20 protein-coding genes and 1 pseudogene are annotated in these 24343 nt (G+C 61.5%); 14 read left to right on the forward strand and 7 right to left on the reverse strand.

Features of this window, described 5'->3' with window-relative positions; genetic code table 11:
• Genes HU752_RS16715 through HU752_RS16725 form a run of 3 tightly spaced genes read left to right on the forward strand, consistent with a single transcriptional unit; the run spans position 1 to position 2497 of the window.
• Positions 1 to 666 (forward strand): RraA family protein, encoded by a 666-nt coding sequence (locus HU752_RS16715; RefSeq protein ID WP_186676227.1) that lies wholly within the window; start codon positions 1 to 3, stop codon positions 664 to 666.
• Entirely contained in the window at positions 663 to 1292 is a 630-nt protein-coding gene (locus HU752_RS16720) for an RraA family protein (protein WP_186676225.1), read from the forward strand. Before HU752_RS16715 ends, HU752_RS16720 begins: the two co-directional genes overlap by 4 nt.
• Complete coding sequence (locus HU752_RS16725; protein ID WP_186676223.1) at positions 1289 to 2497, forward strand: pyridoxal phosphate-dependent aminotransferase; 1209 nt, start codon at positions 1289 to 1291, stop codon at positions 2495 to 2497. Before HU752_RS16720 ends, HU752_RS16725 begins: the two co-directional genes overlap by 4 nt.
• Before the next feature lie 76 nt (positions 2498 to 2573).
• Here HU752_RS16725 and HU752_RS16730 read toward each other — a convergent pair whose 3' ends face one another.
• Both HU752_RS16730 and HU752_RS16735 read right to left on the reverse strand, forming a co-directional pair.
• Positions 2574 to 3953, reverse strand: a complete 1380-nt coding sequence (locus HU752_RS16730) for an APC family permease (RefSeq protein ID WP_186676220.1) — start codon at positions 3951 to 3953, stop codon at positions 2574 to 2576.
• 192 nt (positions 3954 to 4145) lie between these two features.
• Positions 4146 to 5366, reverse strand: coding sequence for a cyclic di-GMP phosphodiesterase (locus HU752_RS16735; RefSeq protein WP_186676218.1), 1221 nt, complete (start codon positions 5364 to 5366; stop codon positions 4146 to 4148).
• Positions 5367 to 5802: 436 nt separating this feature from the next.
• Here HU752_RS16735 and ku point away from each other — a divergent pair, with 436 nt between their 5' ends.
• On the forward strand, positions 5803 to 6642 hold the full coding sequence (gene ku / locus HU752_RS16740) for a non-homologous end joining protein Ku (protein ID WP_186676216.1): 840 nt from the start codon (positions 5803 to 5805) through the stop codon (positions 6640 to 6642).
• A 145-nt stretch (positions 6643 to 6787) separates the two neighbouring features.
• Here ku and ligD read toward each other — a convergent pair whose 3' ends face one another.
• Both ligD and HU752_RS16750 read right to left on the reverse strand, forming a co-directional pair.
• A complete protein-coding gene (gene ligD / locus HU752_RS16745; RefSeq protein ID WP_186676207.1) occupies positions 6788 to 9259 on the reverse strand; it encodes a DNA ligase D in 2472 nt (823 codons plus the stop codon).
• A gap of 96 nt (positions 9260 to 9355) precedes the next feature.
• Positions 9356 to 10273 (reverse strand): DUF72 domain-containing protein, encoded by a 918-nt coding sequence (locus HU752_RS16750; RefSeq protein ID WP_186676203.1) that lies wholly within the window; start codon positions 10271 to 10273, stop codon positions 9356 to 9358.
• Between the two features lie 246 nt (positions 10274 to 10519).
• Between HU752_RS16750 and HU752_RS16755 the strand changes: the two genes are divergently transcribed.
• Complete coding sequence (locus HU752_RS16755; RefSeq protein ID WP_186676201.1) at positions 10520 to 11410, forward strand: DMT family transporter; 891 nt, start codon at positions 10520 to 10522, stop codon at positions 11408 to 11410.
• Between the two features lie 21 nt (positions 11411 to 11431).
• Here the strand turns inward: HU752_RS16755 and HU752_RS16760 are convergent, their stop codons facing one another.
• A complete protein-coding gene (locus HU752_RS16760; protein ID WP_225920008.1) occupies positions 11432 to 13591 on the reverse strand; it encodes a c-type cytochrome in 2160 nt (719 codons plus the stop codon).
• A gap of 336 nt (positions 13592 to 13927) precedes the next feature.
• Between HU752_RS16760 and HU752_RS31780 the strand changes: the two are divergent.
• Positions 13928 to 14053, forward strand: a pseudogene (locus tag HU752_RS31780) (DUF6021 family protein); the annotation flags it as partial.
• Between the two features lie 64 nt (positions 14054 to 14117).
• On the opposite strand, the gene HU752_RS16770 reads toward HU752_RS31780, so the two are convergent.
• On the reverse strand, positions 14118 to 14621 hold the full coding sequence (locus HU752_RS16770; protein WP_186676193.1) for a DUF4142 domain-containing protein: 504 nt from the start codon (positions 14619 to 14621) through the stop codon (positions 14118 to 14120).
• Positions 14622 to 14808: 187 nt separating this feature from the next.
• On the opposite strand from HU752_RS16770, the gene HU752_RS31965 reads away from it, so the two are divergent.
• The 4 genes from HU752_RS31965 (at position 14809) to HU752_RS16785 (ending at position 16015) form a co-directional block, all read left to right on the forward strand.
• Entirely contained in the window at positions 14809 to 14946 is a 138-nt protein-coding gene (locus HU752_RS31965; RefSeq protein WP_302471841.1) for a PSPA7_2676 family Cys-rich small protein, read from the forward strand.
• Positions 14947 to 15064: 118 nt separating this feature from the next.
• Positions 15065 to 15529, forward strand: a complete 465-nt coding sequence (locus HU752_RS16775) for a phosphotransferase system, HPr-related protein (protein ID WP_186676191.1) — start codon at positions 15065 to 15067, stop codon at positions 15527 to 15529.
• A complete protein-coding gene (locus HU752_RS16780; RefSeq protein WP_186676189.1) occupies positions 15526 to 15744 on the forward strand; it encodes a metallothionein in 219 nt (72 codons plus the stop codon). Before HU752_RS16775 ends, HU752_RS16780 begins: the two co-directional genes overlap by 4 nt.
• Positions 15725 to 16015: a hypothetical protein gene (locus tag HU752_RS16785; RefSeq protein ID WP_186676187.1), complete on the forward strand. Its 291-nt coding sequence runs from the start codon at positions 15725 to 15727 to the stop codon at positions 16013 to 16015. Before HU752_RS16780 ends, HU752_RS16785 begins: the two co-directional genes overlap by 20 nt.
• Positions 16016 to 16217: 202 nt before the next feature.
• On the opposite strand, the gene HU752_RS16790 is transcribed toward HU752_RS16785, so the two are convergent.
• On the reverse strand, positions 16218 to 16997 hold the full coding sequence (locus tag HU752_RS16790; RefSeq protein WP_186676184.1) for a response regulator transcription factor: 780 nt from the start codon (positions 16995 to 16997) through the stop codon (positions 16218 to 16220).
• Between the two features lie 194 nt (positions 16998 to 17191).
• Here HU752_RS16790 and HU752_RS16795 point away from each other — a divergent pair, with 194 nt between their 5' ends.
• The 4 genes from HU752_RS16795 (at position 17192) to HU752_RS16810 (ending at position 24334) form a co-directional block, all read left to right on the forward strand.
• A complete protein-coding gene (locus HU752_RS16795) occupies positions 17192 to 18559 on the forward strand; it encodes an APC family permease (protein ID WP_186676181.1) in 1368 nt (455 codons plus the stop codon).
• A 12-nt stretch (positions 18560 to 18571) separates the two neighbouring features.
• Entirely contained in the window at positions 18572 to 19675 is a 1104-nt protein-coding gene (locus tag HU752_RS16800; protein WP_186676178.1) for a DmpA family aminopeptidase, read from the forward strand.
• Positions 19676 to 20468: 793 nt separating this feature from the next.
• Positions 20469 to 22895 carry a glycosyltransferase gene (locus tag HU752_RS16805; RefSeq protein ID WP_225920009.1) on the forward strand — a complete coding sequence of 809 codons (2427 nt, stop codon included), beginning with the start codon at positions 20469 to 20471 and terminating at the stop codon, positions 22893 to 22895.
• Complete coding sequence (locus tag HU752_RS16810) at positions 22895 to 24334, forward strand: radical SAM protein (RefSeq protein WP_186676173.1); 1440 nt, start codon at positions 22895 to 22897, stop codon at positions 24332 to 24334. The genes HU752_RS16805 and HU752_RS16810 overlap by 1 nt, the downstream gene beginning before the upstream one ends.
• Positions 24335 to 24343 lie beyond the last annotated feature (9 nt).

Here is a 24343-nt window from a genome sequence, read left to right on the forward strand (position 1 = left end):
ATGACCCTGAGCGACAAGGAACTCGTGGCCCTGTTCGAGGGCCTGGATACCCCGGGCGTATCCGATGCCATGGACAAGCTGGGTCTACCCGGGCAAGCCCACGGCATTGCCGCGCTGGCCAACTACAGCCAGGTGGTGGTCGGGCCGGCCTTCACCGTGCAATACGTCAGCGCCAGTACCCCGCCGGGTACCGTTGGCGACTTCATTGACGATGTGGCACCCGGTGACGTGGTGGTCATCGCCAACGCCGGCCGCACCGACTGCACGGTCTGGGGCGACATCATGACCCAGTACGCATTGGCTCGCGGTATCGCCGGTACCGTGATCGACGGTGTCTGTCGCGACGTGAACAAGGCTCTGGGCGAGGGCTACCCGCTGTTCAGCAAGGGCCGCTTCATGCGCACCGGCAAGGATCGCGTGGAGGTGGTGGCCGTCAACCAGCCGGTCTCGGTTGGCCAGGCGCGCGCCTGTGCCCGGGACATCGTCGTCGCCGACGCCAACGGCGTGGTCATCGTACCCCGCGGGCGGGCCCGCGAGGTGGCCGAGACCGCTCGCCATATCGAGCACGTCGAGGCCCGGATTCGTCAACAGATCGCTGCTGGCAAGAGCCTCAAGGAGGCCCGTGCCGCCCTCGGTTACCACTCCCTGCAGAGTAAACAGCCATGAGCCTTCCACACGATTACCAGAGCCTCGCCAAGGTCCTGGGCAGTTCCACCCTCTATGAGGCTTGCGGTCTGCCGTGCGCCGTCGACCGGCAGATCCGCGCGGTCTGGAAAGGCGCGTTCATCGCCGCACCGGCCTACCCGGTACAATGCTCCCCGGGCGACAACCTGGGCCTGCACCTGGCCGTAACCAATGCACCTCGTGGCAGTGTGCTGGTGTGCGACACCGCCGACTTCGTGGCCGGCTACTGGGGGGAAGTGCTGACCGTGGCCGCCGAGGCCCGCGGCATCGTCGGCCTGGTCATCAACGGCGGTGTGCGCGACATCGCAGCCCTCGAAGCACGCGGATTCCCGGTGTTTGCCCGGGGCATTTCGGTCAAGGGCACCGTCAAGGCGACCACCCCATCGGTGGGCAAGCCGTTCGATTTCAGCGGTGCTCCGGTCAGCGCCGGCGACCTGGTGGTGGCTGACGAGGATGGCGTGGTCATCATCCCGGCCGCGGCGATCGAACGCACGCTGCAGGAGGGCCAGCAGCGCGCCGACAAGGAAGCCGTGTTCATGAGCAAACTGCAGGAGGGCAGCACCACCCTGGAACTGATGGGGCTGTCCCACCCGGAGGCACACGCGTGAGCCTGGAAACCCTGAACCGCCGCCTGGAAGCGGCCAAACCCTCGGCAACCTACACGATCATCGATCGTGTGGCCTTGCGCCGGGCCGAAGGGGCCCAGATCATTTCGCTGTGCGCCGGCGAGCCGGACTTCGATACCCCCGGGCACATTCGTGCGGCAGCGATCAACGCCATCCACCTGGGCCACACCCGCTATACGCAGGTGGCGGGCCTGCGGGCGCTGCGTGAAGCGATCGCCCGCAAGTACCAGCGTGAAAACGGCCTGAGCGTCACGTGGCAGGACACCCTGGTGTGCAGTGGCGGCAAGCAGGTGATCTACAACGCCTTGGCAGCCACCCTCAACGAGGGTGACGAAGTGGTCATTCCGGCGCCGTACTGGGTCAGCTACCCGGAGATGGTCCAACTCTGTGGCGGCGAGCCACGGACTGTCGCCTGTGGCGCCGAGTCCGGCTTCAAGCTGACCGCCCAGCGGCTGGCCGAAGCGATCGGACCGAAGACCCGCTGGCTGATCCTCAACTCGCCCTCCAACCCGACCGGCGCGGTCTACGACCACGGCGAACTGCGGGCCCTGGCCGACGTGCTGTTGGAACATCCCCAGGTGCTGATCCTGGCGGACGATATCTACGAGCACCTGATCTTCGACGGTCGCCAGTTTCTCACCCTGGCCCAGGTCGAACCACGGCTGGCCGCGCGAACCCTGACCATGAATGGCGTCTCCAAGGCCTATGCCATGACCGGCTGGCGCATCGGTTTCGCCACCGGGCCGCGCTGGCTGCTCAAGGCCATGGAAAAGCTGCAGGGCCAACAGACTTCGGGGGCCTGTTCGATCTCCCAGCATGCGGCCATCGCGGCGCTGGACGGGCCGAAGGACTTCATCGCGCACAGCAGTGAGGTGTTCCAGCGTCGGCGTGACTTCATGGTGCAGTTGCTGAACCAGGCACCGGGTATCCGCTGTCAGGTACCGGGGGGCGCGTTCTATGCGTTCGCCGACTGCAGCGGATTGATCGGTAAACGTTCGCCGGGCGGACTCGAGCTGGTCGATGACGAGGCGGTGGCCCTGGCATTGCTGGAGGAATCCAGCGTGGCGGTGGTGCAGGGCAGCGCGTTCGGCCTGCCGGGCCACCTGCGTATCGCCTACGCGCTGGATGATGAGTCGCTGCGTGCGGCGTGTGCGGCGATCCTGCATTTCTGCAAGAACGTCCGCTAGCGCTTGCGCCAACAGCAGCAATGGCTGCTGTTGGCTTGTGACCTGGACATAACCGGTCCAATTCCCTCGCGTAGGTTCAATCCGCCATCTGCAAATCCGGCAGTTTTACCCGGAACGCCCGGGTCATCCCGAACAGCCAGAGCACGCCCAGGCCCATCCAGCCGAGGCCAATGTCCAGCGACAGGCTCGACAGGCTGGTCCACAGCCAGAGCGTGGAGAGAAAGCCCAACCCCGGAATCACGCCGTACAGCAGGCAGTTGCGCGCCCCGCGCAGTTTCCGGTCGACCAGATAATGCTTGACCACCGCCAGGTTGACCGCCGAGAAGGCGCACAGCGCGCCGAAGCTGATCATGTTGGCCACGGTGTCCAGGGAGATCACCAGTGCAATCAGCGAAACCAGGCCCACCAGCATGATCGCATTGGCCGGAACGCGCTTCTTCGTCACCAGTTGGCCCAGCCTGCGTGGCAGGGCACCATCGCGGCCCATGGCGAACAGCACTCGAGACACACTGGCCTGGGCCGCCATGGCCGAGGCGAAGCAACCGGCAACGTAGGTCGCGATGAAGGCACTGGCCAGCATCTGGCCGCCTGCGCTGCGCATCACCTCCACCGGCGCCGAGTCCGGATCGACAAAGCTGTTCCACGCCGGGTGGACCAGTTGGGCGAAATACGACACCACCAGGAACAGCAGGCCGCCGATCAGCGACACCGCCATGATCGCCGCCGGGATACGCGAGGTTGGATTCGCCGTTTCCTCGGCCATGGTCGAGACCGCGTCGAAGCCGACGAAGGACAGGCACAGCACCGCGGCGCCCGTCATGACCAGCGGCAGGCTGAAACCTTCATGGTAGAAAGGCGAGAGCAGTGACACCGGCTCCGGCTGGTCGGACACGACGCGGATCGACAAGGCGACGAATACGACGATGAATACCAGCTGGGCGACGACCATGATCCAGTTGACCCGGGTGACGGATTCGATTCCGATCAGGTTGAGGAAGGTCACCAGGGCTATCGAGCCCAGCACCCAGACCCAGGCGTGGATGGCCGGGAAGTACTCGGACATGTAGATACCGATCAGCAGATAGCTGAGCAGTGGCAGGAAGATATAGTCCAGCAGCAGCGTCCAGCCGGTCATGAAGCCCAGGTGAGCGCCAAAGGTCTTGCGGATGTAGGTGTAGACGGAGCCGGAGTAGGGGTGGGCCTGGACCATGCGCCCGTAGCTGAAGGCGGTGAACAGCATGGCGAGGAGGGTCAGCAGGTAGGCGCTGGGCAGGTGCCCCCTGGTGGTCTGGGCGACCAGGCCGTAGGCGGAGAACACCGCCAGCGGCACCATGTAGGCCAGCCCGAAGAGTACCAGGGCGGTCATGCTCATGGACGTTCTGAAACGGCTTGAAGGCGAGGGCTGCGACGCGGCGTGGTGGGGATGTGCGTGGGCTGTACTTGTTGTTGTATGCATTGCCAACTCCTGAAACGAGGATGCAGGACACCGCGGTATGCGAGCGGGCTCGATACCGATGTGTTCATGCCAAGGGAAGCGGGAGGCATGCTCCCATACTCGCGGTTTGGCCGATATCACCCTCTGGGGTGAGTCGCCTGCGGCTTGCGAGAGCGCCTTTTCCCAGGAGTGTCCAGGCGCCTCCCGGTCTCCTTAGAGCGCGCCTTTCCAGAGTTCTTCGATATGGCGAAAGCCCCAGGTTTCGGGAGACTCACGCCCGATAATGCGCTCCGTGCCGGCCAGTTTGGCAAGATCGACGACTTTGGGCAGGATGGGCGTACGGCCCTTGGTCATGAAGAAGACCTTGACCTTGGGCGTCAGCAGCGAGCGCTCATGCTGCTCGATCACCACCCCCAACGCGCCACTTTCAAGGCGTACCAGGGAGCCGACAGGGTAGATCCCTACCGTGCGGACAAAGGCCTTGAAAATGTTCTCGTCAAAGTGACCTTGCCACTCGGCCATCTTGTGGATCGATTCGGCCGGCCCCCACCCCTTCTTGTAAGGGCGGTCCGAGGTGATCGCATCGTAGACATCACAGATTGCGCCCATGCGCGCAAACAGGCTGATCTGCTCGCCCGCCAGCCTGGAGGGATAACCGGAGCCGTCGACTTTCTCATGGTGGTGCAGGCAGACATCCACGACCAAGGCACTGACGTGATGACTCGTCACCAGGATCTCGCCACCGGCCTGCGGATGCTGGCGGATCTGTTCGAACTCGGCGTCGTCGAGCTTGCCGGGCTTGTTGAGAATCGCATCCGGTACCGCAGCCTTGCCGATGTCGTGCAGCAGGCCGGCAATGCCCGCCTCATGCACCAGCTCCTCGGACAGCCCGAGCTGGCGGGCGAGGGCGATCATCAGGGCGCACACCGCCACGGAGTGCAGGTAGGTGTATTCATCGGCCGTCTTCAGCCGGGCCAGGCTGATCAGGGCATTGGGATGCCGGTGAATGGAGCTGGCGATATCGTCGACCAGGGTATCGACACCCTCGAGTTCGATCACCGCGCCCATCCGGGCATGGCTGAACATCTCCACCACGGCCGCCTTTGAGCGTTCGCAGATACGCAGGGCTGCGGCCAGTTCATCCTCCATGCTCGAGCGGATGACCGTGGTTTTCTCGGTAATGCCTTCCAGGCGTGCATCGGCCTGCTGTCCCGCCTCCTCGGGCGACAGGCTGACCGCGCCGGGCGGTACATCGAGCCCCTTGCTCGTATCGATCCAGACCTGAGAAACGGAGGAACTCAGAATCTGCTTGAGATCCTGCTCACTGCTGAGCAGGAACCGCCCCCTCAAAAAAGGATGATTCATCCAGGAGCCGCACAGCTCCTTGATGTACATGCCAACGCAAAGATCAGTCGTTTTTATACGTTTCAACATGGCAGGCAGCCTGTATCAAGGTAAATAACTCAAGTCCTGCGATTGAAAGCAATTCCCATTCGATGGCCAGTATTAGGCCAGCTCAGCCCATTGTTTGTGCCAATGCCTGTCGATAGTCAAGGCGCACTTCATACGGCGACTGACAAAACCAGGCGATGCACGGCCTGCGCGTCTTGAAGCGGGCAGTCGGGGCAGGATCTGGAATGATCGCGACTCGCTGTTTTCCATTGAAGTAAACCTTCGCCCTGCGCTGTAGTCCATTCAAGCATGGGCCGCTTTCAAGTGCTCAGGGATCCACGGATGAGACTCGACTGCCTGCGCCGGCACCGCCTGCCGAGTGGTGGCCTTTTTCAGGCTTGAATGCTTGTACCGCGAGCCCTGTGGCACCTGGCGCCACCACCGGCCTGCTCAATCGATTCATTCAGAGGAGCCAACCATGGTCCGGGCAATCTGGAAAGGCGCGATCAGCTTCGGTCTGGTCCATATCCCCGTTTCCCTGAGCACTGCCGTGCATGCCGAGGGCGTCGATTTCGACTGGTTGGACAAGCGCAGCATGGATCCGGTGGGCTACAAGCGAGTGAACAAGGTCACTGGCAAGGAAATCGACAAGAGCCAGATCGTCAAGGGTGTTGAATACGAAAAGGGCCGTTATGTAGTGATCAGTGAGGAAGAAATCCGCAAGGCTCGACCCGAAGCGACCCAGACCATCGATATTTTTTCCTTCGTCGAGGCTGGCGAGATTCCCTTGCAGCATTTCGATACCCCGTACTACCTCAGCCCGGATCGCCGTGGCGGCAAGGTTTATGCACTCCTGCGAGAAACCCTGCAGGGCACCGGCAAGGTCGCCCTGGCCACGGTGGTTCTACACACTCGGCAGCATCTGGCATTGTTGCGTCCGCTGGACAAGGCGCTGGTGCTGATCACCCTGCGCTGGCCGGAGGAAGTACGCCGGCTGGAAACGCTGGAACTGGACAGTAGTGTGACCGACACCCAGCTGGACAAGCGCGAGCTCGAGATGGCCAAGCGGCTGGTGCGGGACATGAGTGGGCCCTGGACGCCCGGCGATTACCACGATGCATTTCGCCAGACCATTCTCGACCTTGTTCAGGAAAAGGCCAGCAAAGGTAAGATCGAGACCGTGGAGAAGGGCGACGGCAGCGAGGATAAAGGGGCGGATATCATCGACTTGACCGAGCTGCTCAAGCGCAGTCTCGCAGGCACTGGTGGCGCCAGAACGAAGAAGCCTGCGGCGAGGCGCACGCACAAGGCATCTTGAGGAGGGGAAGGCCTGTTCGCGGATGAGTCCGGCTTGCCCAACAGGGTATGCCCGTTCCCACTTGTGATCATCGCGAATCCCGGGGGAACCGGCGCTCCGGTTTATCCGCGAAAGCGTCAGCAGCCACCACTCGACCCGCAACCGCTCAGGCAATGCCCAGCTGCTTTCGCATCCGCGCAGTGATTGACTGGCGGACGCTTGCCATACCCGCCCACGGGTCATCGACCTCCGCCAGCCGCTCACGCAGGTTGCCGATATTCCATTGATTGGCGCCCTTGAGCTGCGCCAGTTCCTCACGCCAGATCGGCACCGACACCGGCAACCCTTCACGAGCGCGCAGCGAATAGGCGGCGACGGTTGTAGCACCCCTGCCATTGCGCAGGTAGTCGATGAAGATCCGCCCGATTCGGTTCTTCGGGCCGGATACTGCGCTGAACCGATCAGGAAACAGCCCCGCCATGTGCTCGACGAGGGCATGGCTGAAGTCCTTGACTTCAGCCCATCCTGCCCGCCGGGTCAACGGCACCACCAGATGCATGCCCTTGCCACCACTGGTCTTGAGGAACACTTTCAGACCCAGCTCATCAAGCAGCGCAAGGGTCAATTGGGTGGCCTCGAGCATGGCCTTCCACGGTAGCGCCGGGTCAGGGTCAAGGTCGAGAACAAAGCGGTCAGGCTTGTCGAAATCCTTGTCGGTAGCGTTCCAGGTGTGCAGTTCGAGCATGTTCATCTGCACCGCGCCCAACAAGCTGTCGACGTGGTTGATCACCATCGCCGCCTGACCGGCCTGTTCCTTGCTGTAACTGAGCAGTTTGGGAATGTGCAACTGCCCGGCGTGCTTCTGGAAGAACAATTCCCCCCTCAAACCCTCTGGCGCCCGGACCAGCGCCACGGGCCTGTCCTTGAGCTGAGGCAGCAGCGAATCGACCCACTGGGCGTAGTATTCGGCGACCTGCCGCTTGGTCGTGCCTGTGGTCGCATCGATCACTCGGTCGGGATGGGTGAGGCGCAGCTTACCCGGTGCCTGCTTCGCCTTGCTGGCGGGCTGGGCGCGTTCCAGGTCGACACCGCCTGCCGGCTTGTCCTCACGCAGGCCGTGGAATACCGAATGGCGCACCACACCCTCCCGGGTCATCTGCGCATAGGCCACCTCGGCCAACAATTGCGGTTTGAGCCAGTGGACATTCCGGGCTTCGCTCCCGGTCGGCGGATTGGAAACCGCCGGTGTCCCGGTTTCCAGCGGTTTGAGGCGTGCATGGATGCTCAGGAGTGTGATGGCACTGAAACCGGTGCCCACCTTGCCCGCGTAGCGCAGCTCCCCACTTTCGTCATACAAGGCAAGGAGCAGAGCGCCAAAGGCCGCACGGCTACCCTTGGGCTCGGTGTAGCCGACGACCACGAACTCCTGACGCTGCTTGCACTTGAGCTTGATCCAGTCACTGCTCCGGCGGCCGACATAGGGACTATCGGCCCGTTTGCCGATGAGGCCTTCCAACCCCAAACGACAAGCACTGTCGAGCAGCGCATCGACCGGTTGATCGAAATCAGCGGAAAACTTCAGGCGTTCCGACTCATTATGTTCGAGCAACTGCGCGAGGGTGCTGCGCCGATTCTGTAACGGTAATGGCCGCAAGTCCCTATTACCCAGGAAGAGCAGATCGAACAGGTAATAAGTGATCTGTTGGTCATTGTCGGTGTCGAAGGCATTCTGCAGTGCCTGGAAGTCGGCAACACCGTTGCCGTCCATGACCACCATCTCCCCATCGAGCCACGCCGAATCCAGGCCCAATGCCCGCAGCGCCTTGACCTGGCGCGGCATTTTCGCGCTCCAGTCGTGCCCGTTGCGAGTGAACAGGCGCACGTCATCTCCATCGATACGGGCCAGAATGCGGTAGCCGTCGAATTTCACCTCATAGCGCCAATCACCCTTGGGCACTGAGTCAACCAGGGTGGCCAGTTGCGGTTGCAGGGCCTGAGGCAGGCTGGTGACGGCGAGGGCGGGCGTTGGCCTGGCCACGGACTTGAGTGGCGCAGAGGCGAGCGGGGCGGGGTGGCGCGGCACCAGCGTACGCTCACTGAGCACACTGTCGGGTAGCGCTGTGACGATGCTGTAGTCCGCTTCGCTACGGGCCTGGCCGTCCCGGGACTTGACCAGCATCCACTGCTCCTTCTTGCCCGCCAGGTGAGTGCGGAACAGATTCCAGATACCCGACAACTTCTCGCCCCGCAGACGAAAACGCAGCTTGCCCTTGGCGTAGGCCTCCTGCGGGTCGCCCTGGGGTTCCCAGATACCACGGTCCCAGACGATCACGTCACCGGCACCGTAATGACCTTCGGGGATGTTTCCCTCGAAATCCGCATAGTCCAGCGGATGGTCTTCCACATGGATCGCCAGGCGGCGAACCGTGGGGTCGAGCGAGGGGCCCTTGGGAATCGCCCAGCTTTTCAGGGTCCCGTCCAATTCCAGGCGAAAGTCATAGTGCAGGTGGCTGGCGTCGTGCTTCTGAATACAATATTGCAGCGCGTGCGCCGCTCTCGACCGGCCACTTTTTCCGGCGGGCTCGGGCGTGGCGTTGAAATCGCGTTTGCGCTGATATTCCTGAAGAGGCTGGGTCATGGCATGGGGCTCCCTGACAATTCTCAAGGTCTCTGAGATTGGGATGCGGTGCCCGAGCCGGGAGTTCAAAAAAGCTCGGGGTGCTCAGCAGTCCACCTACAACGCTATTTGCGGCGCCACGCCGGGTTCAGTGACCAGTTCGTCATCCAGTCCCAGATCGGCCAGCAGACGGCGGGCGTCGTAGGGCGCATGCACCTTCTGGTCATTGTCGAAATAGCAGTACACGTCGCGCGAAGCGCGTCTGGTCGGTGCCCGCCGCAGAATCAGCGCAGCATCGTCCGGCTGACCACCCTGACTCCAGGCCTGGATGCGCGAACGCCAGCGGTGCAGCGCCTTGGCGGTATAGCCGCTGCTGTAGAGTTCGACGTCGCCATGCAGGCGCAGGTAGACGAAATCAGCGGTGACGTCCTCGACATACGGCCATTTACCTGCGCTGTCGGAGACCACCAATGCCACTTTGTGCTTGCGTAACAGATCGACGAAAGTGTCACAGAGAAAACTCGGGTGCCGAATCTCTACGGCATGGCGCAGTCGCACATTGCCACCGATGGTGATACCCCCATTGTTCCGCAGTCGTTCGGCGGCATGCCGGGCGCAGGCGCGGGCGCCCTTGCGGTCCTTGGGTAGCTTCGCCAGGAAATCGCTGAAACGCTGTTCGTCGAACCTCATCGACGGCGGAAACTGCCAAAGAAACGGCCCCAGCTTTTCCGCCAGCAAGAGCGGGCCTGAAGCGAAGAAGTTGGCCAGGGGTTCATCAATTTCCCGAAGTCTGCGTACATGAGTGATATAGCGCGGCGCCTTTACCGCAAACACGAAGTCTTCAGGTGTACTGTCGCGCCACTGTGCATAGCGTTCAGGCGTCTGCAGGGCATAGAACGAGCCATTGATTTCGATGGTATTGACTGCCCGCGACGCGAACCCCAGCTCATCGTCCTGACGCAACCCCTTTGGGTAGAAGTCCTTGCGCCAAGGGCCGTAGCGCCAACCGGAAATGCCGATACGGATATCGCTCATGAATGCGTCCATTCGTTCGAGTGTCTGTCAGTAGTAGCTGACTCCAGGGGATCCGGGAGGGTTCAGCTTGACAGACCAGCGGGGGAACGGCCCCGTGATGACGCGGATGGACGAAGAACTGTCGCAAATGACAGACAGGCGGGAAAGCCGAGTGATAGCCTGCCAGGACAGACGTGACGGGCTGTCCTGGCAGTGGGCCTGGCTGGCCAGACGACACGGACTTCGCATTCAGCGTCGAGGACACTCATGCCGCAGACAATGGCCCGCGTACAGGCACCCGTGGACTCCAACGCCCGGGGCATCGCCTATTGCCTGCTCGCCATGCTGGTATTCGCGGCCCAGGACGCAATCACCAAGACCCTGGTGAAGGACTACGCCATCGCCCAGTTCGTCATGATCCGCTACTGGGTGTTCGCGGCGTTCGCGCTGATGTACGTCCAATCGCGCGGTGGGCTCAGGCCCGCACTCAGGACGCATCATCCGCTGCTGCAACTGGTGCGCTCGACCCTGTCGATCGTCGAGATCGGCGTATTCGCCCTTGGCCTCAAGTACCTGGGCCTGGCGGAGAGCCACGCGCTGTTCGCCGTCTTTCCGCTGGTCACGCTGGTACTGGGCGGGTTGTTCTTCTCCGAGCGTGTCACACGCAAGCAGTGGCTGGCGGCGGTGGTCGGTTTCATGGGCACCCTGGTCATCCTGCGCCCCGGCCTCGGGGTGTTCGACACCGGGGCTCTCATCCCGCTGAGTGCCGCCCTGATGTTCGCCGTGTACAACCTGATGACCCGACGCATCAGCCGACAGGACAGCTTCAACACCAACATGCTCTACATGGCGCTGGTGGGGGCCGGGCTTTCGACCGCCGCCGGCGTACCCGGCTGGAAGCCCGTGGCTGCGGGTGACTGGCCGCTGATGCTGACCCTGGCGATGACCGGGGTCTTTGCTCATCTGCTGCTGGTGAAGGCACTGGAATATGCGCCGGCGACGACGTTGCAACCCTTCAACTACAGCCTGCTGGTGTTCGCGATCGTCATCGGCTATCTGGTGTTCGGCTCGACGCCGGACCTCTACACCGTGCTGGGCGCCGCACTGGTGGTGGCGGCGGGTTGGTATGCGTTCAAGCGTGGGGGCTCGGCCACCTGACCGTCCGGCCCCCAGCCGGACTCAGTACCGGGCGTCCACGGGTTTCTTGTCCTTCGGCCAGTCCCTGACCTTGCCGGCAAAGTCAGGCCGGGGCTTGTGGCTGAAGTAGGCCGCCACATCCACCGCCTCCTGGTCGGTCAGGCCGCCCTGGCCGAGCGGGAAGTGATCCTTGAAGGCAATCGGCATGTTCTGCTTGACGAAGGCGGCTGCGGTGTAGGTGCGCGCCATGCCCGCGCCGAGGTTGAAGGAATCGTCACCCCACAGTGGCGGATAGACCCATTTGCCGCTGGCGTTCCTGATGCCCTCGCCATCGTTGCCGTGGCACAGCGCACACTGCACGGCATAAAGCTTCTCGCCGTTCTCCAGGTTGGGCACGATGCTCGTGTCGATCTTGCCGACTCCACGACCCTCGACCTTGTCCGCCGGTCTGGTCTCGCGCTTCATCCAGTCGAAATAGGCCACCATCGCCTTCATTTCCGTGGACTCCAGCGGCAACGGCTTTCCATTCATCGAGCGCAGGAAGCAGCCGTTGATCCGTTCCTCCAGGGAAATCACCCGACCGGCACGGGGTGCATAGCTGGGAAAAAACGCCGAGACACCGACGTAGGGTGAACCATCGGCCACGGTGCCGGCGTTCAGGTGACAACTGGCGCAGTTGAGCGCATTGCCGACGTTGGCGGGCAGCAGCTCGTGGGTGTGGGTGTTGAGCTGTGCGCCCAGCACCAGTTGCCCGGCATTCGGCTCCTTGAGCAGATCGGCCAGGCGAGGTGTTTCGAACGGTCGATTGTCCTGAGTCCGCACATCGAGGCGTTTGCGCATATCGGCGACCAGAGTCGGACGAATCGCCTGCACCACCGAATTGCCCCAGGCCCGGCGAGTGAAGTTGAGAATGTCGGTGATTTCCTGATCACTGAGCCGCGCGAACGACGGCATGGTCAATCCCCGTGCGTGGCTGGCCGTCTGCGCCGAGCGCCAGCCGGTGAGCGTGATATGCACCAGGGTGGACGGATCTTCGGACCGCAACACCGGATTGCCCGCCAGCGGCGGGAACACGCCATGGACCCCGGCGCCGTCCGAGCGATGGCAGTCGGCGCAGAACTGCTGGTAGCCCAGGCCGCCCCGGGAGGTCAGCAAGTCCACGGGCAGGGCGCCCGCTGAGCTGGCCGAGACCGGCGTGATAGCGGGCACCGGCCCTTGGACGACCTGCAAGGGCTGGTCATGTTCGGAAGCGGGCAGCGACTTCAGGTACAGGCCTACCGCCCGCAGGTCCTGGTCATCCATGTACTGGGTACTGTGCTGCACCACGTCGACCATGTTGCCGGACACCGTGCCATGGCTGTTGCGCCCGGTCTTGAGCATCTCGGCGGTCTGCTCGGGCGTCCACAGGTTGCGCAGGCTGAGGGCGCGCCAGCCTTCCACGGTTTCCCCGGCAAGGAAGTGGCTGCCGTGCCTGCCGGCTTCGGACAGGGTTTTCTCCTGGAAACCGATGCCGCGGGGCGTATGGCAGGCCCCGCAGTGCCCCAGCCCCTGGACGATATAGGCCCCGCGGTTCCAGGCATCACTCTGTTCGGGGTTGGCGGTGAACACCTGGTCGTCGAGGAACATCCAGTTCCACATCGACAGGCCCCAGCGCTGGTTGAACGGGAACCCCATCTCCAGCGGCCGGTTCGGTTGGCGAACCGGACTGACGCCCTCCATCAGGTAGGCATACAGCGCGTGCATGTCCTCGTTGGTGATTCTGGCATAGGAGGGGTAGGGCATGGCCGGATACAGGTTATGCCCATCGGCCGCGACGCCCTTGCGCATGGCGCGATCGAACTGCTCGAAGGAGTAGCGCCCGATACCCGTCTCGTCGTCGGGGGTGATGTTGGTCGAGTACAGCACGCCAAATGGGGTTTCCAGGGCCAAGCCACCGGCCATGGGCTTACGTTTGTCGCTGGCGGTGTGACAGGCCACGCAATCGCCCAGGCGGGCGATGTACCGGCCGCGCTCCACCAGTCGACGGGTATCACCGTCGAGGTCGGCCGCATAATTGGCGGGCAGGTCATCGATGATCGCAGGGGCAAGGGCGTTGTCTTGCCCAGGCGCCTTGCTCGCCACCGCGTTTGTAGTTGCCACGCTGACCAACAAGGCGGTCACGGCCAGGAACAGGGCGCGCGGCGAATAAGTTGTCATGTCCATGTCAGGAACGGAATCCATAAAGCCAAAGGTGTCGACGAGGTGCGCACTGGGCACTTCGCAATACCCTTAGGGTCCGTTCTTTAGTGACGGGAGATCATGACCCTCGTCAAACAGCCGGCCTTTACCCCGACCATGCTCACGAGGACAAATCGTTCTGAACGCTCCGACAACCGCCGAGGTCCCAATGCATGACAGACAAAGCCAGGAGCGGACATGAAAAACACTACCGAATCACAGACAAAGGAATTGGGTGAGCAAGAGCGGGATAATGACGCTCATCGGCCGGATGGCTCGACCGGGACCAGGCACGACTCCACGGCACAGAAGACAGCCCGCGATCAGGGCCCGCATTCATCCGAACAGGCCAGCTCGAAGAACGACCTGGGCTTCGATCCGGACTCCCCCGACCTGGAGGACCCGCAAGTGGATCCCCAAGGGCCGGCAAAACCGCCCAGGGATTGAATGATGCCGAGCCCAGGGGCGATCCGGGAGCCCCTGGGCCCGACTGGTCAGTTAAACGTGACCATTACGGCTTGTCATGGCTGGCATGCAGCGCCTTGACCTGCTCCAGGTGATGCTCAAGCGTCGGCAACGTCTCGCTGGCGAAGGCCTTCAGTTCAGCCTTGTCCGAGGAAGCCGCTTCCTTCTTGAACAGCTCCACGGCCTTTTCGTGAGCCTTGAGCTGGTTCTCGACATAAGACTTGTCGAAGGACTCGTCGCGCCATTCCAGGATCATTTTCTTGACCTTGTCGGTCAGCGCGGCCTCGTCAGGCACCTCGATGTCCAGCTTGTGCGCGATCTCGGCGAGCTTCTGGTTGGCCTTGGTGTGGTCGCTGACCATCTCTTCGGCAAACTTCTTGATATCGGTACTCTGGCTCTTTTCCTGGGCCAGCTTGCCGATCACCACTTCCGAGATACCCGCTTCGGTCGCTTCGTCGACGAAATCATTGGAAGTGGCGGCGTGCACCTGCATCGACGCCATGCCCAGCAACAGTGACAAACCTGCGTATTTGAAGAATGGATTGCTCATCTTTGACTCCTTGTTCGGTAATACGACCTCAGTGTCGCGAGGGGTGGACCCGGGGCTTGGGCAAAAGGTTTAGTTTTTTTGCCGGGGCTGGCGACCAATGACACCGCACGCAATTAAATAAAACCTTCGCCCCCCCTTGCGGGTCAGTCCTTGTAGGGCCCCCTTTTCCGGGCCAGGGAGGTGCCAGATGAAACTCGTCTGCCTGTTGTATGGATGCCAATGGCGCAACGTGCTGACTGATGAACTCGCCGGGCTCAAATGCGAATGCTGCGAACGCTGTGGTGCACTGCGCCATCGCCACTGCGATCAACCCGTGAACGGCTAGGGGCCACACCGCCCGGCAGAAACTCTGAATTATCCGGGCGGTCAGCCAGTCCACCTTTCTGTAGGAGCCCGGCTTGCCGGCGAACCGCCGCAGGCGGCCATTCAACTGGAGAAACCTCATGCCCACACCCAACCCCCAACGCTCCCCACTCGAAATCGACGACACCGAAGACCGCATGGGCAGCGTCCATGAACTCGACTTCAGCGAACACCGCGACGAACGCCAGGGCCGTGCTGGCGATGAGCGCTCGCAACGGGAACTGGAAGACGGCTACCCAGCCCGCCGCGTTGCCGAGAGCGGCATGACCGGCGGCGAGACGCTGAGCGACAGCCTCCATGAAGACCACGTCACCCTGGATGACCTGAGCCCCGACACACTGTTCGACGAAACCGGTGCCCGCGACCCGTACGAACCCGGAAACGGCCAAGGACCGGCGGACAGTATCCTCAGACGCGTAGAGGGCGACGAGATCGCCGGCGGCATCGGCCTCGACGAAGCTGAACTGGCCCGCTCGGCGCCGCTGGATGGCAAGCCTTGGCACGATGAAGTGGCGTCGGAGGAGAAAGGAGGAAAACGCAAATGAACAGACAACCTTGTGCCTGTAGCCACTGTGCCTGCACCGTGGGCGCCAATGCCCTGGTACAGGACGGCAAGACCTATTGCTGTGCAGCTTGCGCGGCGGGCCACCCCGATGGCTCGCCTTGCTGCATGAAAGATTGCTCATGCGGCGAGGCGGCCCGACCGACGACCGACTCAGCTGCCTCCAATGGAGTTTCCCATGAACTATCACCCCCTTAGCCCCACCGTGACCGAGCGGCATGTCCTGTTCATCGACTCCCTGGCTCCATCAGGCAACCTGCATGCCTACGCCAACGAACGGCTGCAGGCTGGCCGGGACATGGTCGACAGCCTGTCGTGCCTGAACCTGAACAAGATCGATGACGAAGACCTGGCGCACTTCATCCAGGGCGCAGCGCTGCTGTTGCGCGATGGGTTCGACATCTGGAAAGTGATCGAAACACGCGCACTGCAAGCGCAGGGCGACACAGCGCATCCTGCCGAGCACTGATTGGCTGTGCAGGCCAATCCCGAAGAAATTTCAAGAGAGGCAGCCCGCGTTTCAAGCCCTCCAGGCTGCCTGTACCGCACCAACTCACCGTGAAAATCCTGCTTGAGGGTAATGGGTAGCCGCCCTGACCGCGGCTACCCAGTACTGATCGCAAAACCACCAGGAGCACATTTGTACTCCTTGCCGTATTTCATCCCTGGCCTCAGGGACTTTGCAGTTCCTCAAACCCCAACTCCCGAATAAACAACGAAAACAGCTCCGGTTGCGAAGAGATATCCAGCTTCGCGTACAAATGCCGCCGGTGGGCCTTGATGGTCTCCGGCGAGATGCCCAACCGCTGCGCCATGGCTTTCGACGAGTATCCACGCAGGATCAACCGGGCGATTTCCAGCTCTCGCTCCGACAGCACGCCCTGGCCAAACTTCGCCAGTACGTCACCCGAAGGCGGCTGCACGGGTACGCAGGCCCCGATGCGAGTCCAGTTCTGGTTGAGCAGGGCCAGCACCCAACCACTGACCAGGCTCAGCTTGCCCAGCTCCGTCGAATCAAACGCCCGGCGCATGCCTAGAGATAGCGACAGCACGCCATCCGGCACCTGCAGCAGAAACTGCACTTCATCCACGAGCACATGGTCCTGGAAGTAGTTCAGGTAATAGTCCGTCTGCGAGAAGTGGTCAGGCGCCACTTCCTCAAGGTGGTAGAAACCACTGGCGAGGCCTTCGCGAGCAGCCTGGTAGAACGGATCCAGCAGGTACAGCCCATCCAGATACAACTCTCCCGCCACGGGCGCCGGCGCCGCATCGTATTCCTCGAGCACATGGGGGGCGCCCTGGGCAGGAAAGTGAATCGCCAGCGCGTTGTCGAACGGCACCCAATGGCGCAGCACCAGGATCAACTGCCGCCAGAAGCGCGGGCTGCCGATCTGCTCGATCGTTCGCGCCAGCGCGGTGTGGCTGGCGACTTCATTGAAGAGAATGTCCACGACTGCATCCTTGAAACGGGTAGGGCATTGGCACCCGATTTGGCGAAGCTGTCAACGGGGGTACCCCTTAGGGGGAATTGTTCGAGTGGGCGCACCGGCCTAGATTGCAAACCCATCAAGCGAGCCGTCGAGCTCGCAACACTTCGATTCCCGGTTCTGCCTCCCAACACCTACAACAACGTGAGGATGAACATATGACTGCACCACACCCTGAGCTATCCCCTGAGCTCAAGCCCACGCTGAGCGTTCCCGATGTCGTCGCCATCACCGTCTCCTCGGTGACGCCCGCCAGCTCCGTATTTGTCATTGCGCCGTTCGCGATCGCCCAGGCCGGTACCGGGGTGATCTGGGCGTTCATTCTCGGCGGCGTGCTCGCGCTGATGTTCGCGCTTTGCTACGCCGAGCTGGGCCGGGCGCACAGCGCCGCCGGCGGCGAGTACGTGTTCGCCAAGCGCGTGTTTGGCGGCCTGGCCGGTTACGCCACGTTCCTGACCGTGCTGGCCATGCTGCTCTTCATTCCGCCGGTGCTGGCCACCGGCGCCGCGACCTATCTCAACGCGGCGCTGGGCACCCAGTTCGACGGCCAGACCGTCGCCCTGGTGATCGTGGCCCTGAGTTATCTGCTTGGTATCCTCAACATCAAGCTCAATGCCTGGGTCACCGGCAGTTGCCTGCTCCTTGAGGTGGCGGCGCTGATGGTTATCGTGGTGCTGGGCTTCGGACATGCCCAGCAACCGGTCAGTAGCCTGCTCAACCCGGTGATGCTCGACAAGGGCGTTCTGCACGCGGCGCCGTGGGCGCTGGTCATCGGTGCCGTGGGCACCGCGCTGTTCTCCTTCAACGGCTATGGTGGCGCGGTGCTGCTCGCCGAGGACATGAAGTGCGGTGGGCGGGGCATCGCCAAGGCCGTCATGTGGTCGCTGGTGCTGGTGGTGAGCATCGAGCTGGTTCCGCTGATTGCCTTGCTGGTCGGGGCCCCGTCGCTGGAAAAGATGCTGGCGAGCCCGGACCCCATCGGCTACCTGCTGACGGCCCACGGCAACGAAACGCTGTCCCGGCTGGTCAGTGCAGGGATCTTCCTGTCGGTGTTCAACGCCATCATCGCCCTGGTGATCCAGATCGGGCGAGTGATCTACAGCAGCGGGCGTGACGAGCTGTGGATGCCGAAACTGAATCGCGCCTTCACCCGCATCCATCCCAGATGGGATTCGCCATGGCTGGCGACGCTGTTCCTGGCGGTGCCTTCGGCGGCCTTGACCTTCAGCTCCAACCTGGCGGAACTCACGTCATTCACCGTGCTGCTGATCCTGTGCGTCTACCTGGTGGTTGGCCTGTGCGCGCTGTTCAGCCGCGTACTGCGTCGTGACCGCGAGCACCCGTACCGGATGCCGCTGTGGCCGCTGCCGGCGATGGCGGCCGTGATGGGCGCGGGGTATCTGCTGGTTACGTTGCTGGGTAGTGCGTCTGCCCGGGATATCTTCATCATTCTGGGTATCCTGCTCAGCTCCATGGTGCTCTATGGCACCTACGGCAAGTTGAGCCCGGCTTTCCAGAAACTTTAAGCGAGAGAAACAATGCGAGCACGCGACTTCGGTATCACCCTGGGCCTTGGCAAGCCAGGCCCTCACAATGCAATCACCGACGTAGCGGGCGTGCGGGTCGGCCATGCCACGCTGGACAAGGTCCACGACGGCAAACCCGTGCGCACCGGTGTCAGTATCATCGAGCCACGTGCTGGCGCCGCACGCTATGAGCCATGCTTCGCCGGTTGCCATGTGCTCAACGGCAATGGCGATGCCACGGGCCTTGAGTGGATCCGCGAAGCGGGCCTGCTGACAACGCCCATTGCCACCACCAACACCCACAGTGTCGGCGTGGTGCGCGACGCACTGATCGCCCATGAACACGCGACCCTGGCCGATCCGTCGGTCTATTGGTGCATGCCGGTGGTGATGGAGACCTACGATGGGGTGCTGAACGACATCTGGGGCCAGCATGTGAATGGCGAGCTGGTGCACCAAGCGCTGGCGGCGGCGGTCTCCGGGCCCGTGGCAGAGGGGGCCGTGGGTGGCGGTACCGGCATGATCTGCCACGAGTTCAAGGGCGGAATTGGTAGCGCCTCGCGGGAATTGCCGGCGGAGCAGGGTGGCTGGACAGTCGGGGCCTTTGTTCAGGCCAACCACGGGCGGCGTCGTGAGCTACGGGTCGACGGCTATCCCGTTGGCCGGGTACTCCAGGAGTTGCCTTCGCCCTTTGCAGAGCAAGATACCCCGGGCATGGGCTCGATCGTGGTGGTATTGGCCACCGATGCACCGTTACTGCCGCACCAATGCCAGCGCCTGGCGCAGCGTGCCTCGGTGGGCATCGCCCGTACAGGCGGGGGCACGGAAGATTCGAGTGGCGACATTTTCCTGGCCTTTTCGACCGGAAACACGGGATTGGCGCCAGCGGATTACAACCGGCGTGATCTGCCGAGAACAGCGCAGGTTGCCATGGTCAACAACGATCATATTTCGCCGCTGTTCGCGGCGGCGGCCGAGGCGGTGGAGGAGGCCATTATCAATGCGCTGCTGGCGGGGCGCTCGATGAGGGCAGGGGATGGGCGAGAGGTGCCGGCCCTTACAGGTCAACGCTTGAGCAAGGCTTTGGAAGCAATGGGATGGCAGGCTAGGGGCTAACGGAAGCGACCTCCACGACAAAAGCATGATCGATACCCTCCGGCGGCCCCTGGTTCTTCAGATCCAGGGGCTTTTTCGTCCTGAACAGGCTGAATCTGGATAGTGGCAATCTCATATTAACTTTCAGGTTTTTCTTACTTCTCCTCGACAGAATTCACAATTTCAAAAACCTGTCTGTAGGACTGTTGCCTAAACTCGTACAGACGAGTATGTTCTTAACGAAATGTTACTCAGCGTCACCCCGCAGATTTTCAAAACAAAAATACTGAAAAGGGAAAGAGCATGAGCCACGTTTATTTGCAGATCGACAGCCCTGCGCCGCACTTCCTCGGCGGCCCCGCCCCTTAGCCACCCGCGCAACATTCCATCGGCTGAACAGGATGATGGCTAATAGCAGCCAAGGGAGGCGCTCGCCCTGGAATTATTATCTGGATTGGCACGAGCCTTCGACTCGATGACACCGGGATGACAAAAAGTCATTTCGCAGCGTCGTGCACTCTTAAAAAAGCTGATCACTTTAGTCCGTGAAGATCAATACACTTCTATTGATTCGAGAGGTATTGTCATGCCTGCTGGAGCGATATTCATATCATTCGACGCTGTTGCAGTATCGGGCATCACTGTCGAAGCGTTGAAATTGGCGAAACATCTCTTGCAAAAGGGAATTTCCTCGCACCTTGACCTGGGTTATGAAATAAAAGTTGATAAAGGCAATTTCAAGAAACCCTACGACCATGAAAGAAATATCTATCGAGATGTCTTCAATCTGGTGCGGATCGAGGATATCGACACCGTGCCTTACTACAACGTGGACTTTATCGAGTACTCGCACAACATCCTGATTGCGCAAAAGGCCCAGGTATCCCGGGAAGAGCAACAGCACCTGCTCAAGGCCATCGGAGAGTCGGCCCAAGCCTTGTCCCTGCGGATCGTCGAACTGTGGGAGCAGCTCGATATCCGGCATGTCATCGTGGAGAACGCCACGCTGCCGGAAAACATCATCTACACCCAGGCGCTGTACCTGGCCATCGAACACTATGGCAACCGACACGGGCTGGGCCGTTTTGTCATCTGGCGTGACCATGACTTGATGTGGAGCAGCGAAAAGACCGTGATGAAATACGGTCCCGAGCCCTATCCCCACGCGATCAAGCCGGTCCCTTCACCTCATATCACCTATGTCACCCTCAATGAACATCTCAAGGACAAGCTCGAACACTGGTGCGATCATCAGGTGCAGATCGAGGTGCGCAAGAACACCTATGATTTCAGTGGCCAGGGCCGCTACCGCAACATCAAGGAAAGCCTGGATATTCGTGACAGCGACCTGTTGATCGCCCGCACCACGCGAATCATTCCGCAAAAGCGCCTGGATCGCGATATCCACCTGCTGCAGCGGCTGAACCAACGCCTCGCCGAGGACGGCATCCGGCGCCGGGTGTACCTGGCACTGGCAGGCGACCCCGAGGAGCATCCGGGGTATTACACCCAATTGAACCGGTTGGCCCGTGAACTGGAGGTCGAAGCCTATATCAAGTTCGTTGGCGCCCTGCCCCATGACTATATGTCGTCGGATAAGGAGACCATTACCATCGAGGATCTCTATCACTCCTGTGATCTCGTTTCATTCCTGACTTCCTGGGGCTATGACAGTTATGGCAATCCCGTAGGAGAGGCTATCAGCAGTCAGCGTTGCTATATCGCCAGTCACTATGAGTACTACCATGAGGTATATGGCCAGCATGGTTTCGAGGCTCCGATCATGGCGATCTCGGAAGAACATGATGGTTTGCCCGACGAGAACTTCATTGCCGAAGTCTACCGACTGTTAAATGACGAGACGCTGAGGACTCAGATCGCTCGGCGAAACTTTTCCATTGGCCAGCGCGTGCTCTCCAATACGCTAATGGACATGCTCGACTTGAGTTTTTCTGGAGGAACTATGCGTGATACTGTTTTTGTCTCGGTGGTACTGCCGCTCTATAACGAAAGCAATCGAATCGATGTCGTGCTCGATTCGCTGTTCACTCAGCAAACCCATGACAATCTGATTACCCATGCCAGTTATGAACTGATTATCGTCGATAACAATTCGACCGACGACTCGGTGGCAAAGATCAACGCGTTCAAACAGCGCAATCCGTCCCTGGACATCCATGTGATCCAGGAGCACATCCAGGGCGTTTCTTCCGCCCGCAAGCGCGGCATGGACTATGCCTCGTTGCGTTCGAAGGAGCGGGATATCCGCCTGGGGCTCAATAACCGGCACTACATCGCCTCCGCCGACGCCGACTGCACCGTCGACCCGTATTGGCTGCACGCGCTGATCGAAAAGATGATCACCGACAACGGTGACCTGGGCACCTGCAACTATTACTACAACGAGGCGCATTTCCGGCAGCGACCGAATCTGTACAACGAGATTCAGAAGACCCTGCGCTGCCGTGAAATGTCCTTCTCGCTGTTCGGCGGTTTTCCGGATGGCAAGGGTTTTGCGGTCGAGCGCCGACTCTACGACCTGGTCGGCGGCATCGAGATTTTCTACCAGCTGGACAAGGGCCGTTTCGTCGAACACCTCTCGGACGACTGGGACTTCGGCATTCGGGTCATCGCCTGGGGCGGCAAGCCGGTCTATGCCCACGAGTCGCGAATCGAGATCAACAGCCGGCGGGTGGACACCATTCTCGACGAGGTGATCACCGGCAATGCCTACGGCCAGGACGGGATCATTATCATGAAGGATGTGCGTCCGGAGGTCGAAGTGCAGGCTCCGACGCTACGCGATACCACGCCAGCACAATCGCAACAGGCCTGGGAGTACTCGATCAAGGACTATGTGCCGAAGAACATCGTGCTGCCGGCGCTGCTCAATCCGCACATCCTGCTGGAAGACCAGGCCGTACGGGCGTTCTTCGGCGAATCGGTGGCAGACCGCCTGTACCGGCGCATCCACGAGATCAAACAGCAGTCGCGGGTGATCGACTTCAAGCCGATCCATGCCTACAAGACCCCGTCCTATCGCCTGTACTTCGAGTTCCGCGAGGAAATCTTCAGCGCCCTGCGCCGCGCAGTGGGCGAAGACATCGGCTACCCGCCGCCATTGCCGGCCTGCTTCGACCGGGTCCAGCCCGAGGACTTCGAGCGCTTCGTCTACTACTTCGCCGAAGACCGCGAGTCCGGTGAGGCCCACAACTATTTTGCCAACGGGGGAGTGTTCTGATGAACGGCGAAGCCTTGCACTCACTGCACGATATCGATCCGAACTATCCGGTACCGCGGGTCCACGAATTCCTCGCGCGGCCGGACAACCGCGACTTGCTGGAATACGTGTTCAACGATCCGTTCGGCTGCCATGTGTTTCCCGGTGATGTTCCCGGCTATCCCTTGCCGTCATTCTTCGCGGACATGGACCAGGAGATCCGCCAGGCCCGGCAGATCCATCTGTGGGCCTATATCCCGACCTGTCGCTACCGCTGCCATTTCTGCCAGTACCCAACGGTGATCCTCAATCCCAAGGCAGCCTCATCCCAGGTCGTATTTCGCGATGTGGTCGACTACAACATCAAGGAAGCCGCCCTGTGGCTGGAGAAGGTGCCGAGCCTGGCCCGGGCCGAGGTCGGCGAGTTCAACATCTTCGGTGGCACGCCCTCGCTGCTGCCGGAATCGGAGCTGCGCCGCTTGATGGCGTTCTACCGGGAACACTTCAATTTCTCGGCCGCGACCCTGCGTTTCGAGGGCGAGCCGGGCACGCTGAACAAGCAATACCTGTCGCTGCTCAAGGAGCTGGGCTTCACCAAGATCAGCTTCGGTGCGCAGTCCTTCGACGATCGCATCATTGCCGCCTGCGGCCGCATGCACTCGGCCGAGGAGTGTGTGGAAACCATCCATCATGCCCGCTCCATTGGCCTCGACTGGGTCAGTGTCGACCTGATCTACGGCATGCTCGGCCAGAGCGTCGACGATGTGAAGTACGACATGGAGAAGTCCCTGGAACTGGAATTGTCCCATGTGGTGATCAGCAAGCTGCACATGGAAGAGTTCATGAAGACCCGTACCGGCGTGTCCGGCGAGAAGCAGAGCCACTGGCAGCGCAAGGGCCTGATCAGCATGAACGACATGACCTTCCCGGGCCTGGGCAAGCAGTACCAGATGCGTGAACTGGTGGAGCAGTACCTGGCGCCCAGCTATCGCGAGCACCCGACCATGTACTTCCACCAGAACCATCTGCCGGCGGAAAAGTGGAAGGGACTGATCACCAACCTCGAAACCCAGTACCCCGAGGTGGCGATCGGCCTGGGCGGCAGTTCCAAATGCACCCGCGCCGAAGCGATCAACATCACCGGCTACGCCAAGTACAAGCAGGCGCTGGACGAAGGCCGCCTGCCCATCGATGAAAGCCGCGGCGTCTCGCCGCTGCAGCGTGAAGTGAACGCGTTCAAGATGGCTCTTTCGACCCTGGTACCGGTGGACGACCAGGTGTTCGGCCAGCGTTTCGCAGGACGCAGTTATCACGACAACCCAATCATCAGCCAGACCCTCAAGGCCCTGGTGGACAAGGCGCTGGTCAGCGTCGAAGGCGATCTGGTGAGACTGACGCCCAATGGCGTCACCCTGGTCGAAGCCATCATCAATACCCAGTTCATGACCCCCGAGGCTTGAGGAGCGCGT

Source organism: Pseudomonas vanderleydeniana (genome assembly GCF_014268755.2).
Taxonomy (GTDB): Bacteria; Pseudomonadota; Gammaproteobacteria; order Pseudomonadales; family Pseudomonadaceae; genus Aquipseudomonas; species Aquipseudomonas vanderleydeniana.